Annotated in this window: 22 protein-coding genes; 17 read left to right on the top strand and 5 right to left on the bottom strand. The window is 40.5% G+C overall.

Annotated elements, in window-relative coordinates; translation table 11 throughout:
• The first annotated feature begins 16 nt into the window (after positions 1-16).
• From MN869_RS07830 to ahpF, 16 genes are all read left to right on the top strand, one after another.
• Complete coding sequence (locus MN869_RS07830) at positions 17-472, top strand: phosphoglycerate mutase family protein (protein ID WP_005189535.1); 456 nt, start codon at positions 17-19, stop codon at positions 470-472.
• A 40-nt stretch (positions 473-512) separates the two neighbouring features.
• Positions 513-1,652, top strand: a complete 1,140-nt coding sequence (gene gspL / locus MN869_RS07825) for a type II secretion system protein GspL (RefSeq protein WP_033134079.1) — start codon at positions 513-515, stop codon at positions 1,650-1,652.
• A complete protein-coding gene (gene gspM, locus MN869_RS07820; protein WP_005189530.1) occupies positions 1,652-2,131 on the top strand; it encodes a type II secretion system protein GspM in 480 nt (159 codons plus the stop codon). The genes gspL and gspM overlap by 1 nt, the downstream gene beginning before the upstream one ends.
• Positions 2,132-2,219: 88 nt before the next feature.
• Complete coding sequence (locus MN869_RS07815) at positions 2,220-3,227, top strand: quinone-dependent dihydroorotate dehydrogenase (protein ID WP_033134102.1); 1,008 nt, start codon at positions 2,220-2,222, stop codon at positions 3,225-3,227.
• A gap of 1 nt (position 3,228) precedes the next feature.
• Positions 3,229-3,822, top strand: coding sequence for a CvpA family protein (locus tag MN869_RS07810; protein WP_004807899.1), 594 nt, complete (start codon positions 3,229-3,231; stop codon positions 3,820-3,822).
• Positions 3,823-3,846: 24 nt separating this feature from the next.
• The gene (gene purF / locus MN869_RS07805; RefSeq protein ID WP_033134078.1) at positions 3,847-5,385 is read left to right on the top strand and encodes an amidophosphoribosyltransferase; all 1,539 of its coding nucleotides are present in this window, start codon (positions 3,847-3,849) and stop codon (positions 5,383-5,385) included.
• Between the two features lie 102 nt (positions 5,386-5,487).
• Complete coding sequence (locus tag MN869_RS07800; protein ID WP_164467928.1) at positions 5,488-7,377, top strand: M48 family metalloprotease; 1,890 nt, start codon at positions 5,488-5,490, stop codon at positions 7,375-7,377.
• Between the two features lie 128 nt (positions 7,378-7,505).
• The gene (locus MN869_RS07795) at positions 7,506-8,306 is read left to right on the top strand and encodes an undecaprenyl-diphosphate phosphatase (RefSeq protein WP_004807892.1); all 801 of its coding nucleotides are present in this window, start codon (positions 7,506-7,508) and stop codon (positions 8,304-8,306) included.
• A gap of 100 nt (positions 8,307-8,406) precedes the next feature.
• Complete coding sequence (locus MN869_RS07790; RefSeq protein WP_033134076.1) at positions 8,407-9,204, top strand: PaaX family transcriptional regulator; 798 nt, start codon at positions 8,407-8,409, stop codon at positions 9,202-9,204.
• A gap of 120 nt (positions 9,205-9,324) precedes the next feature.
• Entirely contained in the window at positions 9,325-10,308 is a 984-nt protein-coding gene (locus tag MN869_RS07785; RefSeq protein ID WP_033134075.1) for a fatty acid desaturase family protein, read from the top strand.
• A gap of 65 nt (positions 10,309-10,373) precedes the next feature.
• Positions 10,374-10,808, top strand: a complete 435-nt coding sequence (locus tag MN869_RS07780) for a PaaI family thioesterase (protein ID WP_033134074.1) — start codon at positions 10,374-10,376, stop codon at positions 10,806-10,808.
• A gap of 131 nt (positions 10,809-10,939) precedes the next feature.
• The gene (locus MN869_RS07775; RefSeq protein WP_004807883.1) at positions 10,940-11,932 is read left to right on the top strand and encodes a putative solute-binding protein; all 993 of its coding nucleotides are present in this window, start codon (positions 10,940-10,942) and stop codon (positions 11,930-11,932) included.
• 171 nt (positions 11,933-12,103) lie between these two features.
• On the top strand, positions 12,104-12,880 hold the full coding sequence (locus MN869_RS07770; protein ID WP_033134073.1) for a hypothetical protein: 777 nt from the start codon (positions 12,104-12,106) through the stop codon (positions 12,878-12,880).
• A 12-nt stretch (positions 12,881-12,892) separates the two neighbouring features.
• Entirely contained in the window at positions 12,893-14,017 is a 1,125-nt protein-coding gene (locus MN869_RS07765; protein WP_033134101.1) for a toxic anion resistance protein, read from the top strand.
• 27 nt (positions 14,018-14,044) lie between these two features.
• Complete coding sequence (locus MN869_RS07760) at positions 14,045-14,962, top strand: hypothetical protein (RefSeq protein ID WP_005316248.1); 918 nt, start codon at positions 14,045-14,047, stop codon at positions 14,960-14,962.
• 127 nt (positions 14,963-15,089) lie between these two features.
• Positions 15,090-16,655: an alkyl hydroperoxide reductase subunit F gene (gene ahpF, locus MN869_RS07755; protein WP_241345346.1), complete on the top strand. Its 1,566-nt coding sequence runs from the start codon at positions 15,090-15,092 to the stop codon at positions 16,653-16,655.
• 48 nt (positions 16,656-16,703) lie between these two features.
• Here ahpF and MN869_RS07750 read toward each other — a convergent pair whose 3' ends face one another.
• The 5 genes from MN869_RS07750 to dnaE form a co-directional block, all read right to left on the bottom strand.
• Positions 16,704-18,722: an alpha/beta fold hydrolase gene (locus MN869_RS07750; protein ID WP_005202951.1), complete on the bottom strand. Its 2,019-nt coding sequence runs from the start codon at positions 18,720-18,722 to the stop codon at positions 16,704-16,706.
• A 126-nt stretch (positions 18,723-18,848) separates the two neighbouring features.
• Positions 18,849-19,748, bottom strand: coding sequence for a hypothetical protein (locus MN869_RS07745; protein ID WP_005202952.1), 900 nt, complete (start codon positions 19,746-19,748; stop codon positions 18,849-18,851).
• A 113-nt stretch (positions 19,749-19,861) separates the two neighbouring features.
• Complete coding sequence (cysE, locus tag MN869_RS07740; protein WP_005202954.1) at positions 19,862-20,674, bottom strand: serine O-acetyltransferase; 813 nt, start codon at positions 20,672-20,674, stop codon at positions 19,862-19,864.
• Positions 20,667-21,506: an RNA methyltransferase gene (locus MN869_RS07735; protein ID WP_033133355.1), complete on the bottom strand. Its 840-nt coding sequence runs from the start codon at positions 21,504-21,506 to the stop codon at positions 20,667-20,669. Before MN869_RS07735 ends, cysE begins: the two co-directional genes overlap by 8 nt.
• A gap of 13 nt (positions 21,507-21,519) precedes the next feature.
• A complete protein-coding gene (dnaE, locus tag MN869_RS07730) occupies positions 21,520-25,083 on the bottom strand; it encodes a DNA polymerase III subunit alpha (protein ID WP_033133354.1) in 3,564 nt (1,187 codons plus the stop codon).
• 215 nt (positions 25,084-25,298) lie between these two features.
• Here dnaE and MN869_RS07725 point away from each other — a divergent pair, with 215 nt between their 5' ends.
• Positions 25,299-26,195 (top strand): tetratricopeptide repeat protein, encoded by an 897-nt coding sequence (locus MN869_RS07725; RefSeq protein WP_033133353.1) that lies wholly within the window; start codon positions 25,299-25,301, stop codon positions 26,193-26,195.
• Positions 26,196-26,226: the final 31 nt, after the last annotated feature.

The raw sequence follows: 26,226 nt of genomic DNA, 5'->3' as shown, positions 1-26,226 counted from the left end.
AAAATAAGGTCGTTTTATGCAGTTAACTTTAGTTCGTCACGGTGAAGCATCTCCAGCCATCAATGGAAATGATATACAGCGTCCACTTACACCACGTGGACATCAACAAGCTGAGCAAACAGGACATTTCTTAAAAGATGTGATTCAACCTGAGATTTTTGTGGTGAGTCCACTGTTACGTGCTCAAGAAACTTTGGCGCATATCAAGGCACATTTTCACGGCATTCCTGTGTTAATTTGCGATAAGATTAAGCCAGATGATGATGCCAAGGATGCGATTGAATGGTTATCCAAATTACCGTATGAGTCGATTGCAGTGGTGTGTCATATGAATGTTGTGGCACATATTGAAGAACAATTGACACACGAAGGCTTTAATCCATTTGCATTGGCCGAAGCACGTATTTATGATCAAGCTGTGATCGCGAATGGTTTGTCGACACAAAAGAATCGTTTTACACCAACATTATAATTTTTATATATCCGCAATAGGATAAGGGTACTGAACACCGATGCTGTATATATGGATGCCCGAAACCAATGGAACATGGTATTGGTCGGCAGGGGAAAATTGGTTGCAGGCACAAAGTCTTGAACAGTTGATTCAGGACTTGCAAGAGCATCATGGAAAAGAGGCTGTGGTTTATTTTCCAAGCCGAAATGCGCAATTATTACAACAATCAATGACCAAGGCGCATTACAAACAATTGGGGCAAGAGGGCATCAAATATCTCTTGGAAGAGTTTGTCACCTTACCGATTGACCATATGAAGGTTGTACATCATTTTCATAATGATCAACTCAATATCTTGGGTGTTGCACAATCTACGATTGAAACGTGGCAACATGCACTGAGTCTTTTGCCGATCCAGATAGCAGCATTTTTACCAGACTTTTTGATTTTACCAGAACCAGAACCGAATCAAGTGGTGTTGCTCAACCTGTACGATCACTTATTGGTGAGAGAAAATGCATGGACAGGTAACTCTGTTGATGATTTAGGTTTGTTCCTAGAGTTTCAGGCTGCAGAAACACAGTATAAATTTGCCAACCTGAATACCAGTCAACTTGATAGCCTCGCGACTGCATCGAGTAAAGATCAGCGGACCGAATTCAGTTATCAATTTGAACAATTGTTAAGGCCTAAACAGCATCCATTTAATGTTCTACCTAAATCAAAAAATGCAGAAGTGCATTGGTCTGGTTATTGGAAAGCTGCAGCCGCAGTCCTCTTGGCTGTGATTGTGGTGCAATTGGGTTATGATGCTTTACGTTGGTCAAAACTGAAAAAAGTTGCGGATCAAACCGCAAGCCAAGCGATTGAGCAGTATAAATCTTGGTTTGGTGAAAATAGTCGTGTCACAGAACAAAATATTAAAAGCCAGTTTGAAAGCCAATTACGTATGAGCCAACTTGGCGATACGCAAGCACTTTCGCTGTTAAGCCGTGTTGGACCAATCTTGATGCAAAAACAGATTGTTGCTCAGCAAGTCAGTTATGATGCTTCAGTATTGGCTATGTCACTCAAAGCAAAATCTGCGGATGATTTACAAGGATTAACTCAACAATTAAACCAACAAGGTTTCCAAGCTGAATTAGGCAATGTTCAGGCGGATACGGTTGGCGCAATTGGGGTGGTAAAAGTAAAATAATGAAAGCATTAACACGATTACAAAATAGCTTTGATCAGAAAATTGAAGCATTAAATGAATATCTACAAGGCTTATCTGTTCGTGAACGGGTAATGGTGATTTTTACCACCATTTTTGTCATTGTGACCGTGATTGGTTTTGCTTTGTGGAAAACGCATGCATTGGCAGACCAACAACAAAAACGGTTAAATGAATTAAAAGATCTAACCGTGTGGATGCAGAGTAATGCGGCGACAATGAAGCCTGCAAATGATGTGGGATTGACTGCAGCAGATAAAATACAACGAACGGCCCAACAACAAGGTTTGGCTGTTTCTTCACAGCAAAATGGTGAGCAGATTCAGCTTGTTGCAGAACACCAGAATTATGCTGTGTTGGCTAACTTTTTGATGCAGTTGTCTCAAATGGGTATCAGTATCCAAAAAATGGATATGGTCTCTAACAATAATCAGATTAAATTAACTGCAACAGTACAGTAAGCAATTAAAAACCCTATGTCAGGCATGGCGTTTTGATACGCCTATGCCTATAATGTGCCTACTTGAAAATCAGTAGACTGTGATTGGTATGTTATATTCATTGGCTCGCCCTTTGTTGTTTACTTTAGCACCAGAGCGTGCACATGAACTGACTCTCTCTATGCTCGATAAAGCCCATAAAATTGGCTTTATGCATCAGAAAGTTGCGGCAAAACCTGTGACCTGTATGGGAATTGAATTTCCAAATCCTGTTGGTCTTGCGGCCGGTTTAGATAAAAATGGTGCGCATATTGATGCTTTAGCTGCATTAGGTTTTGGTTTTATCGAGATTGGAACCATTACTCCACGTCCACAAGCAGGTAATCCTCAACCACGTTTATTTCGTATCCCTCAAGCAAAAGCCATTATTAACCGCATGGGTTTTAATAATGATGGCGTGGATAAACTGATTGAAAATGTAAAAGCGTCAAAATTTAAAGGTGTTTTAGGGATCAATATCGGTAAAAATGCGGACACACCTGTTGAAGATGCAGTATCTGACTATTTGATTTGCCTAGAAAAAGTTTATAATTACGCTTCTTATATTACGGTTAATATTTCATCGCCAAATACAAAAAATTTACGTAGTTTGCAAAGTGGTGATGCGCTCACTGAGTTGTTACAAACTTTAAAAGATCGCCAACTCGAACTGGCAAATCAATATAATCATTATGTTCCTCTCGTTCTTAAAGTGGCACCAGATTTAACTTCAGAAGATATTCAATTCATTGCAGCACAATTATTGCAATTTAAAATTGATGGACTAATCGTAACCAATACCACGCTAGGGCGTGAAGGTGTTGAAAACTTGCCAAATGGAAACGAGGCAGGTGGTTTGTCAGGTGCACCCGTATTTGAAAAGAGTACCGAATGTTTAGCTCAATTTGCCAAAGTATTGGCGGGTCAAATTCCATTGATTGGTGTCGGTGGTATTTTGTCTGGTGAACAAGCGGTTGCCAAACAGCAAGCTGGAGCGAGCTTGGTACAGGTTTATAGCGGGTTGATTTATACCGGCCCAACACTTGTGAAAGATTGTATTAATGCGATGACTGTGTGAAATGAACACACTTGATATCATCATTCTGGTCATTTTGCTCATTGGAGGGCTGAACGGTTTGCGTCAAGGATTTATCAAAGCCTTTGCGAACTTGATCGGATGGATATTCGCATTGATCATTGGGGCAAAATACGCTGTGGTTTTGGCACCTGCAATGAGCAGTCTAAGCCAAGACCCTGTTGTGCAAAAAATCGCAGCATTTGCCTTTATTGTGTTGATCATTGTGGTGTGTACATGGATTGTGTCCGCATTACTGAATGGGCTCTTGAAAAGTCTGAAATTGGGCCCATTAAATCGTTTAGCAGGTGGAGCATTTGGTTCTCTCAAAGGATTACTGATTGTATTGATCGCAATGCAGGGTTTAGGACCTTGGGTTGAGAGTTCACCGCACTGGAAACAGTCTAAATTTGTACAAATTCTATTACCTTATGCACCTTTGGCAACTGAATTGTCCAAAGATGCAGCAAATCAAGCTTTAAATCAAATGACATCGGAAGGCGCGTTGTTACATCGCCCTTCGACTGAAATGGACCAGTCAGAACGTGCTTCAGTTGATGAGCGTTCTGATCATTCGACGAAAAATCCTTTTTATTAATCGCTAGCTTGTCGCGAGGTTGCTATGTGTGGAGTTGTTGGGATAGCCGGTAAATCACCAGTGAACCAAATGTTATTTGATGCCTTAACGATGCTGCAACATCGAGGACAAGATGCTGCAGGGATCGTAACCTGCCATCAAGGGCGTTTATTCCTCCGCAAAGATAACGGTATGGTACGTGATGTATTCCATACGCGTCATATGCGTGCATTGCTTGGTAACTACGGGATCGGACATGTTCGTTACCCAACTGCTGGTTCATCAAGCAGTGCTGAAGCACAACCATTTTATGTGAACTCACCTTATGGCATTACGCTTGCTCATAATGGGAACTTGACCAACGCTGCAGAAATTCATGATGATCTGTTCAAAACAGATTTACGTCATATGAATACTGATTCGGATTCTGAAGTTTTACTCAATGTTTTTGCACATGAGCTACAAAAGATCAGAACTTTAAATCCAAGCCCAGATGATATTTTCCACACCGTATCTCGCGTACATGAGCGTTGTAAAGGGGCTTATGGTGTTGTAGCGATGATCACTGGTCATGGCTTGGTCGGTTTCCGTGATCCAAACGGGATTCGTCCTTTGATTTATGGTTCTCGTGAAACTGAACAAGGTGTTGAATACATTATCGCATCTGAATCTGTTGCGATTACTGCACTTGGTTTTAAAGTTGAACGTGATATCGCACCAGGCGAAGCGATCTTTATCGATTCAGAAGGACAGTTGTTTACCAAACAATGCGCTGCAAATCCTGAATATCGTCCGTGTATTTTTGAATATGTGTATTTTGCTCGTCCAGATGCCATTATTGATGGGATTTCAGTCTATAAAGCCCGTTTAAAAATGGGTGAAAAACTGGCGTATAAAATCTTGAAAGAATGGGGTGAGCAGCATGATATTGATGTTGTGATTCCAATTCCAGATACCAGTCGTACCTCTGCATTAGAGCTGGCAAATATTTTAGGTGTGAAATTCCGTGAAGGTTTTATGAAAAACCGCTATATCGGACGTACCTTCATTATGCCGGGTCAGCAGCAACGTAAAAAATCAGTTCGTCAAAAATTGAACCCTGTAGAACTTGAGTTTAAAGACAAGAATGTACTGTTGGTCGATGACTCGATTGTTCGTGGTACCACCTGTAATGAAATCATTCAGATGGCGCGTGACTCAGGTGCGAAGAAAGTCTTCTTTGCTTCTGCCGCACCAATGGTGAAATATCCAAATGTGTATGGTATTGATATGCCAGCCAAGGCGGAGTTGATTGCGTCAGGTCGTACAGTAGAAGAAATCCGTGAAAACATTGGTGCAGATCGTTTAATTTTCCAAGATTTGGAGGATTTGAAAAATGCAGTTCGTACCAGCAAAGTACCAGATTTAACTGAATTTGATTGTTCGGTGTTTGATGGTGTCTATGTCGCGGGTGGTATTGATAAGGCATATCTGGATGCACTTGAGCAAAAACGTAGTGATGCTGCGAAAAGTAAATCAGATGGTTATATCGATGTGAATATCGATGCCGCATCAGTTGACTTAACTGGGATCAAAGAAGAGTAATCTCATCTTAATCTATAGAAAAGCGGGAATTTCCCGCTTTTTTATTTTATGATAGTGGGTACGGAAACCCTAACTGAAACAATGTAATCAGGAAAACTTACATTGAAAGAAATGAGCCATTATTTAATTGAAAATAAAAATATTGCATGGTCAGTTAGTTTCTGTCTTATCGCAATGTTATTAACGGTCTTTATTCTCAATTTAATTTTGGGTTTGGTCGTTCATTTCTTTGATTATACCCAACCGATTTGGTGGCATGTACTTAGTCCTTATTTCATTGTAGTCCTTATTTTCGTCTTGTTTTGGTCTGTAGGGGCGGAGCTATATGTATTACGTGAGGGCGGTCACTCGCTGGCAAAGCAGCTAAAAGCACGTCGCTTAGTTTTCGATGAAAGTACGCCAGAAGAAAGTACTGCCTTAAAAGTTGTAGAACAGGTCGCTAAAAGTTTTGATATTGATACGCCCGCGGTTTATGTACTCCCTGATGAAGTTGGGGTGAATGCTTTAACTGCAGGGTTTAGATCACAGGATATTGTGATTATTTTGACTTGGGGTGCATTACAAAACCTGGATGAACTTGAACTTTATGGCTTACTCAGTTATGAATTTAATCAGATTTTATCGGGTGAAGCTGTTGAAAATACTAAGCTAAAAATTTTATATAGTGGTTTAACTACTTTTAGCCAGTGGGGCAGTAAGCTTGCTCAGGCGGGTTATAATCCCTATGCAACGACTTATCGAAATAAATTTGAAACCATCTTTGTTGCGATTGGTGGGGTAATTTGGTTAATCGGTAGTTTGGGTATTTTAATTACACGTTGTATTAAATATTTGACTTTAAGTGGCCGTACCTTCCGTAATGATCTCAAGACCATGCGCTTGATGAACAATAATGCCAATGTGCAAACCTTGTTACGGATTTATGTGCATCACTCAGGATCGCAGATCCATAGTGCTTATTCTGAGTCGATTTCGCATATGTGCTTTGCTAACTCGCTGAGTCCGCAGAGCTGGATGAATATTCATCCCAGTATTAAAGAACGAATTTACGAATTAAATCCAACTTTGTTGCAAGATCTGCAATTAGAAAATCTACGCAAGCTTCGTAATCGCCCGTTATTTAGCCTCTTTCGCTCGTTAGAAGAGGAAAGTGCCGAGCTCACCATGCCATGGAGTTCGCCACAGCCATTACCTTTATTGCGTTTATCACCGATTAGTTTTGCACTGAATGATGCAATCAAACCACTTAATCCAGAAGTTCGAAAGAATAAGAAACGCCCTGAGTTAATTCAACGGGCAATGCAAACAGCGACGGGTTCTCGTGAGGTCATGGTTGCGATTTTGATGATTCGTCAGTATCGCGAATTTATTCCGCAAGAAGCACCGGTCAGCCATGCGATTGTCGATGCTTTATTGAATTTGGATGGTCGTATTCATGTGCAGATTTTCCATGATGCCTGCAAAAATATTGGGCATATGCCGACCAGTATTGCACGCCAATTCTTAACCAAGTTGGCGTGTATCATTCAAGAAGATGGTGAAGTCGGTTTGCTTGATGCATTGTTGTTGGAACGGGTGAAACATGAACTCAATTTAATGCCTGCACATTTGCCTGCGGCTTTTGAAGATGTCAAATCTCAGATTGTACATTTGATCGATGCCTTACTGCATGTACAGCAAATTAATAGTCCGAACCAGCTCGAAGTTCGTGAACGTATCTTGCAGATGCTTTTAACTGAAGATGAAATGCAAATTTATGCAGATATTTCAGATGAGCCTTTGGACTTGGCGGAAATTTTGAATGATGTCTCTGGTTTGTTATTACGCGATCGCCTTAATATTTTGTCGATTGCAGAAAGATGTTTGTGGAATGATCGGATTATTACCCAAGATGAATTAGATGTTTTAGGGCTTTTGTATTGGCGTTTAGGCTTTGATACACATGAAGTGGTCGAACAGATGCAGAAGAAAAATAGTTTAATGATTATTTAACAGAAATTCAGGCATTTGTCTGAATATTTTTTGCTAAAAGGTTACGTGACAATCACATAAAATGATGACATTTCAGGTTAAGCTTGCCGTTTATTTTTATTCTGCTATTACGTTCTTTTGAGTAAGTTATGGAACATATTGAAATTTTAAAAGCCTTGTTTTTAGGTTTTATTGAGGGTCTTACCGAATTCTTGCCCATTTCAAGCACAGGTCATTTGATTTTATTTGGTCATATGATCGACTTTCATTCAGATGATGGTCGTGTTTTTGAAGTTGTTATTCAGCTTGGTGCGATTTTGGCTGTGTGCTGGTTGTATCGTCAAAAGATTTTTGACTTGGTCAAAGGCTTCTTTAGTGGAGATGCTGAAGCACGTCACTTTGCCTTTAGTGTCTTACTCGCTTTCATTCCAGCAGTCGTGATTGGTATTTTTGCGGTCGATTTCATTAAGAGTGTCTTGTTTAGCCCGCTGGTGGTTGCTGTTGCTTTAATTGTGGGTGGTCTGATTATCTTCTGGGTTGAATCAAAGAATTTTGATCATAAAACAACGGATGCGACCAAGATCACTTATAAACAAGCATTCTTGGTGGGGTGTGCGCAATGTGTTGCGATGATTCCAGGGACTTCACGTTCAGGTGCGACCATCGTTGGTGGTATGTTCTCTGGATTGTCTCGTAAGGCAGCAACCGAGTTTTCGTTCTTCTTGGCGATGCCAACCATGTTGGGTGCGGCGGTATTTGATTTGGCCCGTAATGCGGATGTCTTAACGCAAGACAATATGCTGAATATTGCTGTTGGCTTTGTCGCAGCATTTATTTCTGCACTATTGGTGGTCAGTGCCTTGGTGAAATTTGTGGAACGCCATACCTTACGAGTATTTGCTTGGTACCGTATTGTGCTTGGTATTATTCTGTTATTTGTCTTTTTATAAAAATAAAAACATCTCCCTTTTGGCAACTGCGAAAAGGGAGATTCTCAGTTAAAATTTCTTTTCTTTATTTTAAATCCTTCAGATCTGGTTCGATAGCACGATGACAATAGTGAAAATGAATGCTCGAGACTTAATTATTGATTTGCTGTTAGGACTTCAAGGTCGAGCGATTTCAATTAAACAAATCATTATTGCAGCGCGGCTTTTTGAAATCAGTGAAAATAGTATTCGGGTTGCTGTGACACGGTTATCCAGTGATGGTGTGATTGAAGCCATTGAACGTGGCGTCTATCAATTTACAGTTCAATCGCACGAATGGGCAAATGTCATGCTGAATCGTAAGCATGGTATTAAACAAACCAAAGTATGGGCACATCACTATTTAGCTGTTTTTACAGGTGAACTTGGGCGGGTTGATCGTACTGCATTAAATCGTCGTGAAAGAGCATTAAAGCATTTTGGCTTTAAAGAATTAGAGCAGGGCATTTATATACGTCCTGATAATTTGGTCATTACATTTGACCAGCTTATTTCAGAGTTAAAAGCTTCAGGCTTAGAAAATAGTGCCAAGATCTGTCAAATTGGCCATTTTGATGCACATACTTTGGCGCTCATCCCCGCACTTTGGCCCACTCAAACCTTAAATCTTAACTATGAAAAATATAGCCAAATGATTCAAAAATGGCTGTCGACTGTCGACCAGCTTAATTTGGAAGACGCAGCGCGAGAGTCTTTATTATTGGGTCGACAAACCATTTCCTTATTGATGAATGATCCATTATTGCCAGAAGGTTTTGTTGATGTGCAACTTCGCGAGCAATTTGCGCAGAGCGTACAACAGTTGGATCAGACAGGATTGAACGTATGGCAGAAGTTTTATGAAAGTAGTCTTGAGTAAATATTCATTACAAATATTACATAAAATTTAATTTTAATTTATTGACAGAAATATTACTTAATTTAGAATAAAAATATAAATTGTGTAGTTTTAAAAATAAAACAAATGCAGGATAGGGATATGAATACACGTGTAGCGATTAGTGATTTATTCTCGCGAGAGGAAATTACTGAGTTAACAGCCAAGTCTGATGCGCACGGCAGTTGGGCTGTGTTTTCGACATGGGCTGTGATTGGTGGAACTTTTGCGGCTGTAGCTAGCTCTTGGGAGTATTTACCTGCTTGGGGTAAATTACTCATGTGTGTTGCAGCCTTGGTCATTTTGGCTGGCCGTCAGTTGGCACTCGCGATCATCATGCATGACGCTTCCCATCAAAGTTTATTTAAAACCAAATGGTTGAATGATACCTTGACGGATTGGTTATGCGCGCGTCCGATTTGGAATGATCTACATAAATATCGTGCCCATCATATGCGTCATCATAGTAAAACCTCTACGGTCGATGATCCTGATTTATCCTTAGTTACAGGTTTTCCAACCACGAAAAAATCCTTAATGCGTAAATTTATGCGTGATTTGTCTGGCGTGACGGGGTTTAAGTTTGCGGTCGGCCGAGTGTTGATGGATATTGAAAAAATGGAGTGGACGGTATCAAACGACCGCCGCTGGATTTCTCAGGAAGGCAAACACTGGAGCGATTATCCTAAAGCATTCCTAAAAAATAGTGGTGGTGCAATTGCAACTAACGCTGCTCTATTTTCAGCGTTGTGGGCAGCGGGGCATCCTAAACTTTATGCATTATGGGTTGTGGCGTATTTGACCCCATTTCCTTTATTCCTCAGAGTCCGTTCAATGGCAGAGCATGCAGGAATGGAAACCAGTCATAGTGCTTTAACCAATACGCGTACAACTAAGGCAGGCTATATTGCTCGTGCTTTGGTTGCACCAATCAATGTCAACTATCATAAAGAACATCATTTGATGGCAGCTGTACCTTATTTTAAATTGCCAAAAATGCACCAGATGTTAAGACAACGCGGTCATGTTGCCGAACCACCAAGCTATTGGCAAGTGCTGAATGAGCTTTCAGCTAAAGCGGATTAAATATTGGATTTTTTAGGGCTCTGTTTTAAATCGGGGCTCACACAACAGGAATGGTGGAAAAGAGTATGGCAATGGATAAACAAGAAATTATTGGATTTTTAGCACAAGAATTTCCGCAGGCGTTACAAAAAAGTACCATTGAGGAGATTCCTCCTAAGGGGGCACAGCTACTTTATCGTGTCGATGCAGGAGACCTGCGTCCAGGACAAACTGTTTCTGGCCCAACGCTGATGTTGATTGCAGACTATGTACTCTATATTGCCATCTTGGGGCATCTGGGGCTGGTTGCAATGGCAGTCACCACCAATATGACCATTAATTTTTTTCGTAAACCCAATGGTAATCGGGATATTCGGGCTGTGTGTAAGTTGATTAAAGTCGGGAAAACTTTGGTCACAGGTGAAGTTTGGCTATATTCTCTGGATGATGAAGAACCAGTTGCGCATGTAATTGGAACTTATGCACTACCACAAAGTTCACCATCGACCTTAGGCGGATGAAACGTTCAAAATACTCGCGCAACTGAATGATTGGCTGTAAATCCGTTAAAAATAAAAATCTCGTCATAGGATAGTATCCACAAATAGGTTGAGATAAAGAAATAAAAGAAATCTTATCTGGGAAGAACGAGATGATAATTAAAAACGGTTTTATTGCTTTGGCATTATTCGGATTCGCTGTAACAACGCAGGCGAAGCAAACAGTTTGTGTATTTGATCCAGTTGGTAAATCGGGTGATGCATTTGCACTGGCAAAAGATTATGCATTAGAAGCAAAAAAGTGGGGCGCAGAGATTGATTTGCGTGCCTATGTCGATGAGCGTGTTGCAGCTGAAGATTTAAAAGTAGGGCAATGTGATGGTGCAATTATCAGTGGATTACGTGGTCGACAATTCAATAAATATGTCGGTTCACTTGATGCAGTTGGCGCTTTAACTGATTTGAAAACGGCAATTCTTGCTTATCAATTGCTCTCTAAGCCTCAAGCGGCAAAAAGTATGATCAATGGCCCTTATGAAATTGCGGGTCTTGGAACGATTGGACCTGCGTATTTGTTTGTTGCTGATCGTAATATAAATACTTTGGCTAAGGCCGCAGGTAAGAAAGTTGGTGTATTTGCTTATGATGAAGCTCAACCGAAATTGGTTGCACAAATAGGTGCACAAGCTGTTTCAGTCGATGTGACCAATGCAGGGGCAAAATTTAATAATCATCAAATTGATATTGTTCCCGCGCCAATTGTTGCTTATAAGCCTTTTGAGCTTTATAAGGGACTCGGTGATAAAGGCGGAATTGTCAAATTTCCACTGACGCAAATTTCGGCAAATTTCATTATTCGAAAGGATAAATTTCCTGACGGGTTTGGGCAGAAATCGCGTGAATGGGTGGCGGGGCAACTCGGTCGAACGTTTAATATTATTTCAAAATACGAAAAAGAAATTCCAACCAAATACTGGATGATTATCCCACCTGAAGAACAAGTCAACTATATGAAGATGATGCGTGAAGCACGTATCTCACTCACTAAAGCAGGAATTTATGATCCAAAAATGATGAACTTCTTGAAAAAAGTTCGCTGCAAACAAAATCCAAATAACTTTGAATGTGCGCTCAATGATGAGTAACACATGATTTGATTGATGAACCCTCTTTATTGATTGTAATTTAGAGGGTTTTTAGTCAGTAAGGCGACACTATATTTTAAAAAACATAACAACATTTAGATATGAGAAAGTCAAAGAACATGCTACAACTAAGCTGTTCAAATTTATTTGTACTCACGATTTTCTATTGATATGACGCTACCGCTCGACTTAACACCTTTATCGCAAATTGAATCAAATCAAGAACATATTTTAGCGATCAAGCGTAATGATTTATTACCTTTATTGAACGATCCGCATCGTTTAAGTCATTATGCAGATCATTTGGTTCAAGCTCAAAGCGTCTTGCTGAATGGTGTCGATCCTAAGTTAAATCAGCAGCTTAGCGAAGTGATCACTCAGATTATTCAGCAGTTGTCTTTATCCAAAAAGTTTTTAGGCACACGCCGTTTTAATGCACTGCAAAAATGGTTGGGCATTGATATTGAATATGATGCTGGGCAAGTGAAATATGTTAAAGATTTAGATCGTTTGATTAATGAAGCGAATTATTTGAGTCAACGTTTGCAGATTGAAATCCAAAAATCACAATCGCGTTTACAGCAGGTATTGGGTTTAAGAGAGCAGATGGCTGCTTATATTCAGGCAGCCGATCAATTCTTGATTGAGTATCCTCAGTTTAGTAAGCAGCAAGTGCTGGATCATTTTGTGGAGCGCTTATCTAAAAAGGTAAATACTTTACAAACATTACAGACCAGTAATGATATTGCAATCAAACAGATGCAGCTTTCACAGCATTTATCTTTTAGCTTGCTTGATCGTTTTAAAGAGGCACAACAGGTTTTAATTCCAGCATGGCAATATCATTTAAAGCAAAGTCGGGAATCCAATTCGACTGCGACGATTGAACAGTTGGATAAAAGCCGCGAAGATTTAATCCAAAATTTGAAAAAATCATTACAGAAATAAGAGGGAAATATGATGTCAGATTCAGAACTGAGTAAGGTATCTCATGAGCTTGAAATTAAGCCAGAGCAGCGTTTTGAGCAGTTGAACTTAAAAGACTTAGGCCTACAACCTCAAGATTTTGCTGAAGTGATGGATGCGCATAAAGAACTGGCCGATATCAGTACCACTGCTGTTGCAGAATATGGCAAAAATATTGCCAATAAAACCTCAACCTATACCGATGAGTTGTTGAATCTGGTACAGAACAAAGACCTTGATGCAACTGGACAAAAACTCAATGAAGTGGTGCAAGTCGCTCAGCAGTTAAATACTTCAAGTATTTTAAATAAATCTAAAAGTTCAGGTTTTTTTGGTGGCTTATTGAGTAAGTTCAAGAATGCTAAACAAAATTTTGATCAGCATTTTAATACCACCAAAGAGCAGATTGATGTATTGGTCAAAGAAATTGAAAGCTCACAATCAGGTTTGAAAGCACGTGTTGGGACATTGGATAAAATGTTTGATGCGGTTCAAGATGAATATAAGCAACTAGGTGTTTATATTGCAGCGGGTCAGTTGAAGCAGCAGGATATTCAACAGCAAATCACGATTCTGACAAGTCAGGAACAAGATCAACAGACCACTCAGCAGATTTATGATCTCAATCATGTGGCAAATAATCTTGAAAAACGAGTCAGTGATCTTCATGTTTTACAGCAGTCTGCGATGCAGACTTTGCCGATGATTCGGATTATCCAGTCGAATAACTTGATGTTGGTAGACAAATTTTACGCGATTAAAAACATCACATTACCAGCTTGGAAAAATCAAATTAGTTTGGCAATTTCGTTGCAAGAGCAAAAGAATAGCGTCCAACTTGCCAAGGCCATTGATGATACTACCAATGAATTATTACGTCGTAATGCTGAGTTATTGCATCAAAACTCAGTTGATACGGCTAAAGCCAATCAGCGTTCCGTGATCGATGTTGAAACCCTTGAACATGTACAAAACACCCTCATTAAAACAGTAAATGATGTGATTCAGATTCAGAAAGAAGGGATGCAAAAGCGTGCCGAAGCGACAACCCGTTTGCGTGCTTTGCAAGAAAATTTGAATCATCTGGTGCTTGAAAATAGCCAACCACCTAAATCTTGATATTGCTAATTTTTGAAGGAAAGATCATTGTCACCCATAGAAGATTTTAGTGTACAACCGATTGACCAGCGTTTAGATGTTTTAAAAAAACGTCAACGCAATTTAATGATCTGGTTTTTTCTGACCAGTACATTCGTTGTTGTTACAATCGCTGGTCTGTTTTTGCAAAAAGAATTTATCTATCGTTTCTTTGATCTTTCTGTACATGTGCAGGCTTTAGATTTACCTTATCATGTACAGGATCTTGTTCCTTTTAAGCAACCCGTCGATTATCTTTTTAATTTATTATCATGGTTCGGCTGGCTGTTTCTCAAACTTTTTGTCTCATTTATTGGCGCTTTTTTACTGCTTAGTTGGGCCAAGAAATTTAAATTTTTTCAGCAACGTTTTCAAGCATGGACACAGCGTATTCTGGCGTGGGTGATTTCTTTTATTTTGCTTTGGTCAGGTCTGACCTACATCCAGTATGACTGGAAAGATGAAACTAAGCAGGCTTATCAACAATGGATGAGCTATCAAAACAATATTGTTGAAAGTCAGATTGCTCAAGATTTACAGCAGGCCAATATTTCTTCGACTGAAAAAGCTTATGTCTTGGCGCAAGTGGCCTTATTGCATCAACCTGTCGATCGAAAGACCGCTAATGTCTATGTGAATCAATTAATTAGTGCAGAGAAAACCAATCCAACTCAATTTAAAGCATATGACTTTAAACCTGAACAGCTGTGGGTCATGCAGCAGCAACTATACGGTAAGAGTATTACCTCAATCACGCAGCCCTTAGACCTGCGCGCACAGCAAGCCGAACGTATTTCTCAGATTGTGAATGTCATTTTATGGGGCTTGATTGTATTGGCTGTTGCTTTAAGCACAATTTTATATGTGCTCGCCAAACATTTGAAAAATCGTCGTGTGCGGATTGGTCAAAAATTGGATGTCTCTTAATTTTAAGTTCGGTTTATCCGATCAAACTCATAAAAACATACTGTTTTACCTATTCATTACTTTTGCGTACTATAGCCTCATTGAATGAATTTAGCTGATTTAAAAGTCTTAGCGTTTGGAGAAATACATGTTAGATCAAAATATTAAAACTCAATTAAAAGCTTACTTAGAACGTTTAGAAAGTCCAATCGAGTTGGTTGCCGCTTTAGATGACTCCGACAAAGCAGAAAAAATTAAAGAACTCGTGACTGAAATTGCTGAACTTTCTGACCAAGTAACGGCGCGTTTTGACGGTTCAAATGCTCGCCGTCCTAGTTTCGGTGTGGCCAAAGCAGGTGAACAACCACGTGTGTTCTTTGCTGGCTTACCGATGGGACATGAGTTTACTTCTTTGATCTTGGCATTATTACAAGTATCGGGTTATGCACCTAAAGTCTCTGATGAAGTACTCACTCAGATCAAAGGCTTAAACTTGACTGCCAACTTTGATGTGTTTGTATCGTTGAGCTGCCATAACTGTCCAGATGTGGTTCAAGCTTTAAACTTGATTGCGATTAACAATCCAAATACTACAGCAACCATGATTGATGGTGCTTTCTTCCAAGACGAAGTTGAAGAACGCAAAATCTTGGCGGTGCCAATGGTGTTCCAAGACAATCAGCATATTGGTCAAGGTCGTATGACTTTGGAAGAAATCTTAGCGAAATTGGATAGCAATTCAGCTGAGAAAGATGCAGCCGCAATCAATGCCAAAGATGCATTTGATGTGTTGGTGATTGGTGGCGGTCCTGCTGGAGGTACAGCGGCGATCTATGCGGCACGTAAAGGCATCAAAACGGGTATCGTGGCTGAACGCTTTGGTGGTCAGGTGATGGATACCATGGACATTGAGAACTTTACCACTGTTCAAAAAACCGTAGGTCCTCAGTTCGCTCAAGACATGGAAGCCCATGTCCGTGAATACGGTGTCGACATCATGAACTTGCAACGTGTCAGCAAGATCACTGGTGCAGATCAAACGGCCAATGGTCTGGTTGAGGTTGAACTGGAGAATGGTGCCAAACTTGAATCGAAAACCATCATCCTGTCTACAGGTGCACGTTGGAGAGAAATGAATGTACCGGGCGAAGCTGAATACCGTACTCGTGGTGTAGCGTACTGCCCACACTGTGATGGTCCATTATTCAAAGGCAAACGTGTTGCGGTGATTGGTGGAGGTAACTCAGGTGTTGAAGCAGCGATTGACCTTGCAGGGATTGTTGAGCATGTGACTTTGGTTGAGTTTGATACCAAACTTCGTGCAGACCAAGTACTGCAAGACAAATTAAACAGCTTACCAAATACCACTGTGATCATGAATGCCTTAAGTACTGAAGTGGTTGGTGATGGTGCTCAGGTAACGGCATTGAAATACAAAGATCGCGCTACTGATGTTGAACACACAGTTGAACTTGCAGGGATCTTCGTACAAATTGGTTTATTGCCAAACACGGATTTCTTAAAGAACAGCGCAGTTGAACTCAGCAACCGTGGCGAGATTGTGATTAATGATCGCAACGAAACCAATGTCAAAGGTGTCTTTGCCGCAGGTGACTGTACGACAGTACCGTACAAGCAAATCATCATTGCCACAGGTGAAGGCGCGAAAGCATCACTGTCTGCCTTTGATTATATGATTCGTTCTGGTGTGTAAGTAAACACAATAAAAAAGCCCCAATTATTTGGGGCTTTTTTATTGTGTTTAGTTCTTCGGTTTATATAAACCGTGATCGACAAGGTGTTCACGCAAGATACGACGTAATTCTAGAACTGCTTCTGGGGTCTCTTGAATTGAATGGCCGCCCGTGAAAATCTTCTCGGAAACAGCACCATCTAAATGTGCACTCTTATAAGGAACAATCCCGTCTGTAATGACATTTGGATCATCACTCTTGGTAATGTTGCCCATAATCGAGTGAAAAACCAGTCCATTTTCAGGCGGAATAGAGGCGGTTAATTCCATAAATTTGGATTTTTTACTGAGATCACTTGGCCCATTTTGAATTACATCATTGGTCAGGGTTTTAACGAATTCTTTTAAATCCATATCATCACTGGTGAGTGTATCTGCCAAAGTGGTCAAGAAGGTTGCAGGGAGTTTGATGATTTTACGTGCTGCTAGTGTAAACCAGCGATCAGCAAAGTCAGTTCCTTTATGTGGAGCAGCCAAGAAAATGGCACGATCAAAATTAGTAATCGGTTCCATTTTAAGCCGTTCACCAATCACAGGATGCTTGCGTAAACGCGTTTGTTGACGGCTACTCATCATGGTGAGTGCCTGTTTAGAAATATCAGCATTGCTCACCAAGAGTCGGCTGATAATGCCTCCCATACTATGCCCAATTAAAACTGCATCTTGTGCTGCAGCATCTTTATTGTTGAGTGAGCCAAAGGCTTGTTTTAATAAGGCATAAATTTGAAAACGGCTTTCCAGAATCGGCATATTGGTTGAATAAAACACTTGCCAAACTTGATAGTGTTCACGTAGTACCGCATCACCCATAATATCATTAGTGACCGCAATCCATGCCTCAGGGCTGCTGGCAAGACCATGCACCAATACAATCACTTTCTTGTTCGGATTATAGGGTTCCAGCATATAGAGATGTGGCATGGTCAGATGCTGATCACGATCAATTAAAGTTAAATAAGCCGCTGCACCTAAATTATTCTCAGCTAACCAGAGTCCATAAGGTGCAGAGAAATTGGCTGCAAGCGAATATTCTTTACCTGCAATACTGACTTTCTCTACGCTATAAGGGTCATAAACCTTTACTTCAAAGTTTGGATTATTTAAAACATCATTAATGGTTGCGGCTGCATTCTTGGGTTGCGCAATAATGGTTGCGGCTAAATAACGTGCTTTATGAATATTAGGGTTAATTCCATTTGGATAGCTATAACTTAATGGATCAAGAATATATTTATTTTCGCCATGGGCTGCATCCGTTGAAGGAAACACGGCCACGAAATCTGAACCGAAACCATCACGGCGGTTAATGGCTCGTAAGCCCGAAAAGTTCATGTTATAGCTGGAAATAAATTTCTCCAGCTTCATATTTTGTAAGCGTTGATAGGATTGAATGTCTATCGTATAGGTGCTTTTGCCAATTTGAATGGTAGGGCTAATGGTTTTAGACGGATTTCTTAAACTATGCACATTCACCAATTTGGTTAAAGCTTGGTTGTAAAAGTCTCGAATCTGGACCTGACGGTTATCAAAAATGCGTTCTTGCGGTTGTCGTGTCGTTTTGAACAAATATGCATAGCTATAACGGATGCTTTTATCTAAAGCTTCAAGCTCTTGATCTAAGCATTGCTCATAGGTCTTTTGTATGGCTTTCTGTTCTTCCTCAGGTTTGTGTTTTGTCAGTTTACTGATTTTACATTCGGACGCGTCGGACAGACTCAGCGCTTTTGAGAGATAGAGTTCGCTCGCTGTAGATAAAAGTTGCTCATCCTGGATTTGCGGAATTTTGTGTAGATCTGCAATGCACTCATTTGGTGTTTGCATACACACTTTGGCTTCTTTGCCCGACATCGACAAGACATTGAGGCTGGCTTCACTGAGTTTTTTTTGCGTAAGAATGCTGTTACGTTCGTTGGCAATCGTCACATTGAGAGCTTGTTGTTTGATACTGACAACTTGGCAGCCACTCATCACGACGGTGCTTAGGAGAGAGATAAAAAATAGACGCTTATTCGGTGTAAATGCTAGCATGGTATGTCAGCAATTTCGCTGGAAGATTGTAGCTATAATACGAAAATCGAATGTTTTTTCAATCATAGATAAAAAAATAGACTGCACACAGCAGTCTATTTTTGTAATGCGATTCTACAAGCTCAATTAGTTCAGAACTTGCCACACATTCCAGCGTTTTCCGGCTTCAACTTCTTTGATCAAACGATCAGTCACTTCTGCTTCGTCAGGATAGTTGATTTTATAGTTTTTCAAGGTTTGAAGCGCATTTTTCTTTTGCTCTAACCATAAATAGTTGTTGGCAGCAGAAAGATAAGCTTCTTGGACGCCACCTTTCATTGCTTTGTCTAAATATGGAATAGCCTCACGTTGACCACCACCTTCTGATAAGCCAAAACCGAACCAGAAGTTGGTTTCAGGATCATTCGGGCTGATCGCGAGAATACGTTGCGCATAAGTTAATGACTTTGAAGTATAAGATGTACCTAAGTCTAAGTTACGTGCCATCACGCTTGCTTTAAACGCACGAGTCAAGATATCTAAAGAAGCATTTGGCTTTTCGGCTAAAGCATCTAGTTTCTGCGTGGTTTCTTTTAACTTGACTTCATAGCCCTTACGTTCTTGACGTTCTGGGAAACGAGGTGGATAGTGACGTGCTTTACCTTCAACTAATTGTAAAAAGTCATCGATTTCAGTGACATCAATTTCATTCTCACCAGCAAGAACCGCATATTTCATGTTGCGTTGTTTGTTGTCAATGGTTGGGATAATGAGCTTGTTGATATCCAATGTTGTTGATTTTGATGGATCATTTTGTAATGACACGACCATTTTCGTGACAGGCTGAGCCGCAGCATCTTTGATCGCAACTTCAAAGCTTGGTGGGGCATCATACTTGGTTGGATTTAAAGCATAGAATGGAGGAGTTGGGTCTGGTTCCTTAAACACAAAGGGTTCAGCAACCTTCTCTTTTTTAACAGGGGCAACGCCACAGGCCGTCAAAAAAGAAGTTGAAAGTACAAGTAATGCCAAAGGCTTAAAATTCATGCTTTACATCCATTAATTTTAGTTAAATGAGAAGTAGATCGTTGGTTTCACCAGTCTAGGAAAAGCAAAACCAACTTGCAATGAGAAGCTTGTTACATTTTTTATATATTTGACTAGGTTGCCGAAGTTTTGTTCTGTGCTTCGCACTCACGTCTAACTTCTTCAATAATTTTAAGTTCTTCTTTACTCAATGGTTGAGTTTTTGAACTTTGCGAGGTGAAGCTCGGGTCAAGTTCAGACAGACGTTGGCAAAGTACGTTCATGCGTTTTTCATTTTTTTGCATACGATCGAGTAAAACGCGCATGCCTTCTAAAATAGGATCAGACTGATCTTGTGTTGTCGCATAAGGTTCGAAACCAATACTTTCCGCGTAGTCACGGCGATTGACTTCATCTTGTTCGATTTGACTTTTGTCTTTGAAAATATAACGGGCAGGGTTACCAACAGCAGTTACACCAGCAGGTACTTCTTTGGTTACAACTGCATTTGAGCCGACTTTGGCACCTTTATGTACTGTAAACGGTCCCAAGATTTTTGCACCAGCACCAACAACCACACCATCTTCAAGTGTTGGATGACGTTTGCCTTTATTCCATGTAGTTCCACCTAAGGTGACACTATGATAAAGCGTTACATCATCACCAATCTCAGCTGTTTCACCAATCACTACACCCATGCCGTGATCGATAAAAAAACGCTTACCGATTTTTGCGCCAGGATGAATTTCAATACCAGTGGCAAAGCGGCTAAAAGAAGAAAGTAGGCGGGCGGTACCTTTATATTCTTTTTTCCAGAGCTCATGCGCCATGCGATGCATAATCAGTGCATGGATACCTGGATAGGTGGTCAGGACTTCTAATGTATTGCGGGCCGCAGGATCACGCGCAAATACAGCTTCGATATCTTCTTTTAGCTGTTTAATCATGATTATGATCCTCCGTATTGGTCTTTTTCCATGAACCTTGGGCTAATGCCTGTACGCGGCTAAAGATTCCACGTAATAAATGATACTCCATACGATCTAATTGTATCCTTCCGAATAGACGACGCAAGCGTAATGGGAGTAAACGGGGATTATTTGGATCTAAAAACTCAATTTCAGTCAACATTTTTTCTAAATGAGGATAAAACTGTTCCATTTGTTGTTGTGTAACCAATGGTTCATCCCATTCCATGCTTTGTTGTTGCTTCAGTTGCATGTGGTCATCTGACTTGTCTTGAACCTGAGTATTTTGTTCAAGCGCAGCCATTCTTAACTCATAGCAAACCACTTGAATCGCTTGCGCGACATTGAGTACGCCATATTCAGGGTTTACTGGAATGGTTAAGTGATAATTGGCTAGGGCTAATTCTTCATTGGTGAGTCCACGATCTTCACGCCCAAACACAATTGCAATATTTTGTTGTTTGGTTGCAGCATCTAATGCTTCTTTTGCAGCAGGTCGAACATCTAGCAATGGCCATGGAATCGTGCGACTACGTGCACTGGTCCCAAACACCATATGACAATCTTGAATGGCTTGTTCCAAAGTTTCAACAATTTCAATTTGTTCAATTAAATCTTGCGCACCTGCTGCCAGTGCATCAATATCCGAATGTGGATAGGTCTTTGGTGCGACGAGTACAAGTTTTGATAAACCCATGGTTTTCATTGCGCGTAAAGCACTACCAATATTGGCTGGTAGGGTGGTATTGACCATAACAATACGCACATGATCCAAATGTTTGGACACGTTGTTTGAGTCAAACAGGTTCATATATTATCCAAAATTAAGAGTATTGAGAGACTTCAGCTTGATAAAGATCCAGTGCTTCATCCATTGACATATTGTCTGGTGGAGGAGCTACCGTTGCAACTTTAGGTGCCTCAGCTGCTTTTGCAGCCTTCGATTTCACTTGGTATTCGATGAAAATGGTTTCTTTGCCAAAATAATCGCGTAATTTTCCAAGTAATTCATCTAATGGCACAACTTTCCATTGTGCACCTAAATGTAATTCAGCAGTTGCGAAGCTTTGTTCAAGCAGGATTTGCAGACCAATATGCTGACACATATCGATATTACAATAAGGTAATAGGATCGCCTGTAGATCCTTGGCCAAAGATTTGGTCATCAAATCTTGAGGGAGGCGAATTTGAATGCTTTGCGCTCGTTTTTGGCGAATTTCATTCAAATTAAAAGCTTTACTTAGTCGTGCCATCGGGCGATCAAAGCCTTCACGCTCGTAAATTTCACCCTCAATCACCACAACCTGTTCTAAACGAACAATATCTTTGTAGCGTTGGAAACGCTCATGGTTACAGCTAATTTCAACACGTGCTGTACCATCATCGAGTGTGATCATGATGCGGTTTGGGAAGTTGGCAATATCAACCACTAAACCTGCAAAAACAGTAGTCACACCGCGACGTGTCGGAGTGAGTTCATTCAGTTTGGCAGAAATGAATGATTTTAATTCAGGACGATAGACATCAATCGGGTGACCTGTAAGGTAGAGCCCCAGTGTGTCTTTTTCGCCTTTAAGACGAACCTCATCTGACCAAGGTTTCACGGGTTTGGCTGGTTTACGCTGAACTTCTTCAACTTCACCAAACAAGTCCATGATACCTGTTTCACGATTACTTCGAGCTTGATCAGCTGCTTGGACTGCTTCAGGTAATTGAGCCATTAAACTTGAGCGTTCAATACCAAGACAATCCAGCGCACCTGCACGAATCAAAGCTTCTAAGGTACGCTTATTGATTTTTTTCAGATCAATACGATGACAGAAATCAAATAGATCTTTATATGGACCTTCATTAATTCGTGAATCGATGACCGATTGCATTGCCTGTTCACCTACACCTTTGATCGCACCTAAACCATACACAATGGTTTGCTCATCGCTAGCATGGAAGTGATATAAAGACATATTCACGGAAGGTGGAAGTACTTCCAACTTGTTATTGCGGCAGTCGTCAATCAAGAAGACGATACTGTCCGTATTCTGCATTTCCGATGATAAAACCGCCGCCATAAACTCAGCAGGGTAATGTGCTTTTAACCAAGCCGTATGATAGGCAACTAGGGCATAGGCAGCGGCATGTGATTTGTTAAAACCATAACCTGCGAATTTTTCCATATAGTCGAAAATATGGTTAGCAGTTGCTTCATCAATATCTTTTTTCGATGCACCTTCAATAAAGATTTGGCGTTGTTTCACCATTTCTTCAGGTTTCTTTTTACCCATAGCTCGACGAAGTAAATCCGCGCCGCCAAGGGTATAACCTGCACAGAACTGTGCAGCCTGCATTACCTGTTCTTGGTAAACCATAATCCCGTAGGTCGGTTCTAACACACCTTCCAATAAAGGATGTAGATATTCAAACTCACCACCATGCATACGGTGGATAAAGTCAGGAATAAGATCCATAGGACCTGGTCGATATAAGGATACGAAAGCAATAATTTCTTCAAATTTGCTTGGTCTTGCTTCCTTCAGCATTTTTTTCATGCCGACGGATTCAAACTGGAATACCGCTGTGGTATTTGCATTGGCAAAGACCAGATAGGCATCTTTGTCATCCAGTGGGACATCGGCAATATTAAGTGGTATTTCAGCCTTGATTCTTTTATTAATATTTTGAACCGCATCTTCAATCACGGTCAGGTTACGTAAACCCAAGAAGTCAAACTTTACCAGACCTGCTGCTTCTACGTCATCTTTATCGTATTGTGCGACACGGTTAGTACCATCTGAATCACACAGTACCGCGGAGTAATCGGTAATTTTACCTGGCGCAATAACGACACCACCCGCATGTTTACCTGTATTACGGGTAATACCTTCAAGTTTGAGTGCCATTTCCCAGATTTCAGCAGCATCATCATTGTCAGGGTTGGATGGGTTGGTGACGATATCTTTAAGCTGCGGCTCCATGTCAATCGCTGTGACCAAATCGACACCCAGCGGTTTTGTTGGAATCATTTTTGAAATACGGTCAGCAAGACCATAAGACTTACCAAGGACACGTGCTACATCTCGAATCGCACCTTTTGCTGCCATGGTACCGAAGGTCGCAATCTGTGATACTGCTTGGCGGCCATAGTTTTGGGCCACATATTCAATCACACGGTCACGGCCAGCAATACAGAAATCGACGTCGAAATCGGGCATCGAAACACGTTCTGGGTTTAAGAAACGTTCAAATAGCAAATCATATCGTAATGGATCAAGGTCGGTAATTTTTAAACTGTAGGCAACCAATGAACCAGCACCCGAACCACGACCAGGACCTACAGGGACGCCATTATTTTTGGCCCACTGAATAAAGTCCATGACGATCAGGAAGTAGCCAGGAAATCCCATCTTAAGAATGATATCAACTTCGTATTTGATTCGTTCATCATAAGGCTTCCGAATCTCAGCCCAATCCTCATCACGTTCAGCAATCGGATAAAGATGATTTAAACGCTCCTCTAAACCTTCACGAGACAAATGTTCAAAATAGGTGTCGATGGTATAGCCATCTGGAATCGGGAAGTCAGGTAAGAAATAAGTACCCAGTTGCAATGCAACATTACAACGTCTTGCAATATGGTAGGTATTTTCAATCGCACTTGGAATATCTGAGAATAGCTCAGACATTTGCTCGCCAGTTTTGAAATACTGCTCAGTACTATAGTTTTTAGGACGTTTATCATCACCTAAAACATAGCCGTCGGCGATACAAACACGAGCTTCATGTGCTTCAAAATCATCTTGTTTAACAAAGTGCACATCATTATGTGCGACCACACCAATTTGATATTTGGCAGCGAGCTTAACTGCTTGTTGAATAAAATCTTCTTCACCAACACGTTCAGTCCGTGTTAAAGCTAAATAGACACGATTTCCAAACTTTTCAATCCATGCTTCTAATAAAGGTTCTGCTTTTTGTGGATTGGAAGAGCAGAGCATTTTACCAACATCACTGTGTTGGCCCAGTAAGACAATTAGATCTTCAGCTTGTTCAAGCACCCATTCTTTTTGTACACAAGGGAGACTGAGTTGCTGGCCTTCAATAAAACCGCGTGACACGATTTCAGTCAGATTACGCCAACCTGTACTATTCATGGCCAATAAGGTTGCACGATGTTCAGCATCATTTAAGCGAATGACACTGCCTAGAATAGGCTTAATCCCTTTTTTTAAACAGGATTCATAAAATTTGACTGCAGCATGTAGATTGGATAAGTCAGTCAATGCCAGTGCGGGCATTTCGTTTGTTACGGCAGCCTTGACCAAATCAGGTATGCGAACAATCGATTCCGTGATCGAAAATTCTGTGTGGATACCGAGATGAACAAACCGCATAGAAGGACTATCCTTTTTTAAAGCAACGCATAGTTTAGCATGCAAACCGAAAATGACATGCTTAATATTTTGGCAAACCGTGTGTTTGCTTTGTTATTTTTATAAAATATTAAAAATTAGTTTTTGATTTTTCAGTAGATATAAATACCTATTTACACAAAGTGTTTTACCGCTAGAATGTAATCGAATAAAAATGTAGCAATGTGAGCGAAATAATGAAATTAAAAAACATCGTATTTTCAATATTATTGACTAGTAGTTTATTTACCTTCAGTCATGCGGATGATGTGTCCTTTAGCCAAGAACTCGTACAACAAGCGAAAGCGGGGGATGCGACGGCACAGAACAATTTAGGTGATGCTTATTATTATGGAAACGAGATTGATCAAGATTTTGGTAAAGCACTGGAATGGTTTAAAAAAGCGGCAGCAAAAGGCAATGCAGATGCGATTTTTTCAGTTGGCTATATGTATGATTATGGCGAAGGTACAGAAGAAGATAATCCAACTGCTTTGAAATGGTACACCCAAGCGGCACAAAAGGGTCAGCTCTATGCGCAATACTATTTAGGTTATTTGTATCTCTATGGTGATGATGGTGTGAGTGTAAATACCAAAAAAGGAGTGGAGTGGATGACCAAGTCAGCTGATGCTGGTTTGGATATGGCGCAAGCTGAACTCGGTCATTTATACAATGATGGTGAGGAAGGTGTGCCACAAGATCTCAAAAAAGCACTGCATTATTATCAGTTAGCTGCGAAACAAGAAGAGTCTTCTGCCATTAATAACTTAGGTATTTTTTATTTAGAAGGCAAGGCTGGATTAAAACAAGACTATAAAGAAGCTTTACGTTTATTTAGTTTGGCTTCTGGTGCAGGAAATGGTTTGGGTTCTTCTAATATTGCGTATATCCATGAAGAGGCCAAAGGTGTTGCAAAGAATTATAAAAAAGCAGCAGAGTTTTATGAGCTCGCAGTGGCACAAGGTGAGGACGAAGCCTTACTGGATTTGGCTCGGTTATATGAAAAAGGTGGTTATGGTTTGACTAAAAACCTAAAAAAATCGAAAGAATATGAAGCGCAGTGGGATGAGTTACAGGATTCTGATTCTTAAATAAAAAAAGCCCCCAAAATTTAATGGGGGC

Source organism: Acinetobacter sp. NIPH1876 (assembly GCF_022808535.1).
In the GTDB taxonomy this organism is placed as follows: Bacteria; Pseudomonadota; Gammaproteobacteria; order Pseudomonadales; family Moraxellaceae; genus Acinetobacter; species Acinetobacter higginsii.
Note: the sequence above shows the minus strand (reverse complement) of the source record. Positions and strands in the feature narration are given on the sequence as shown.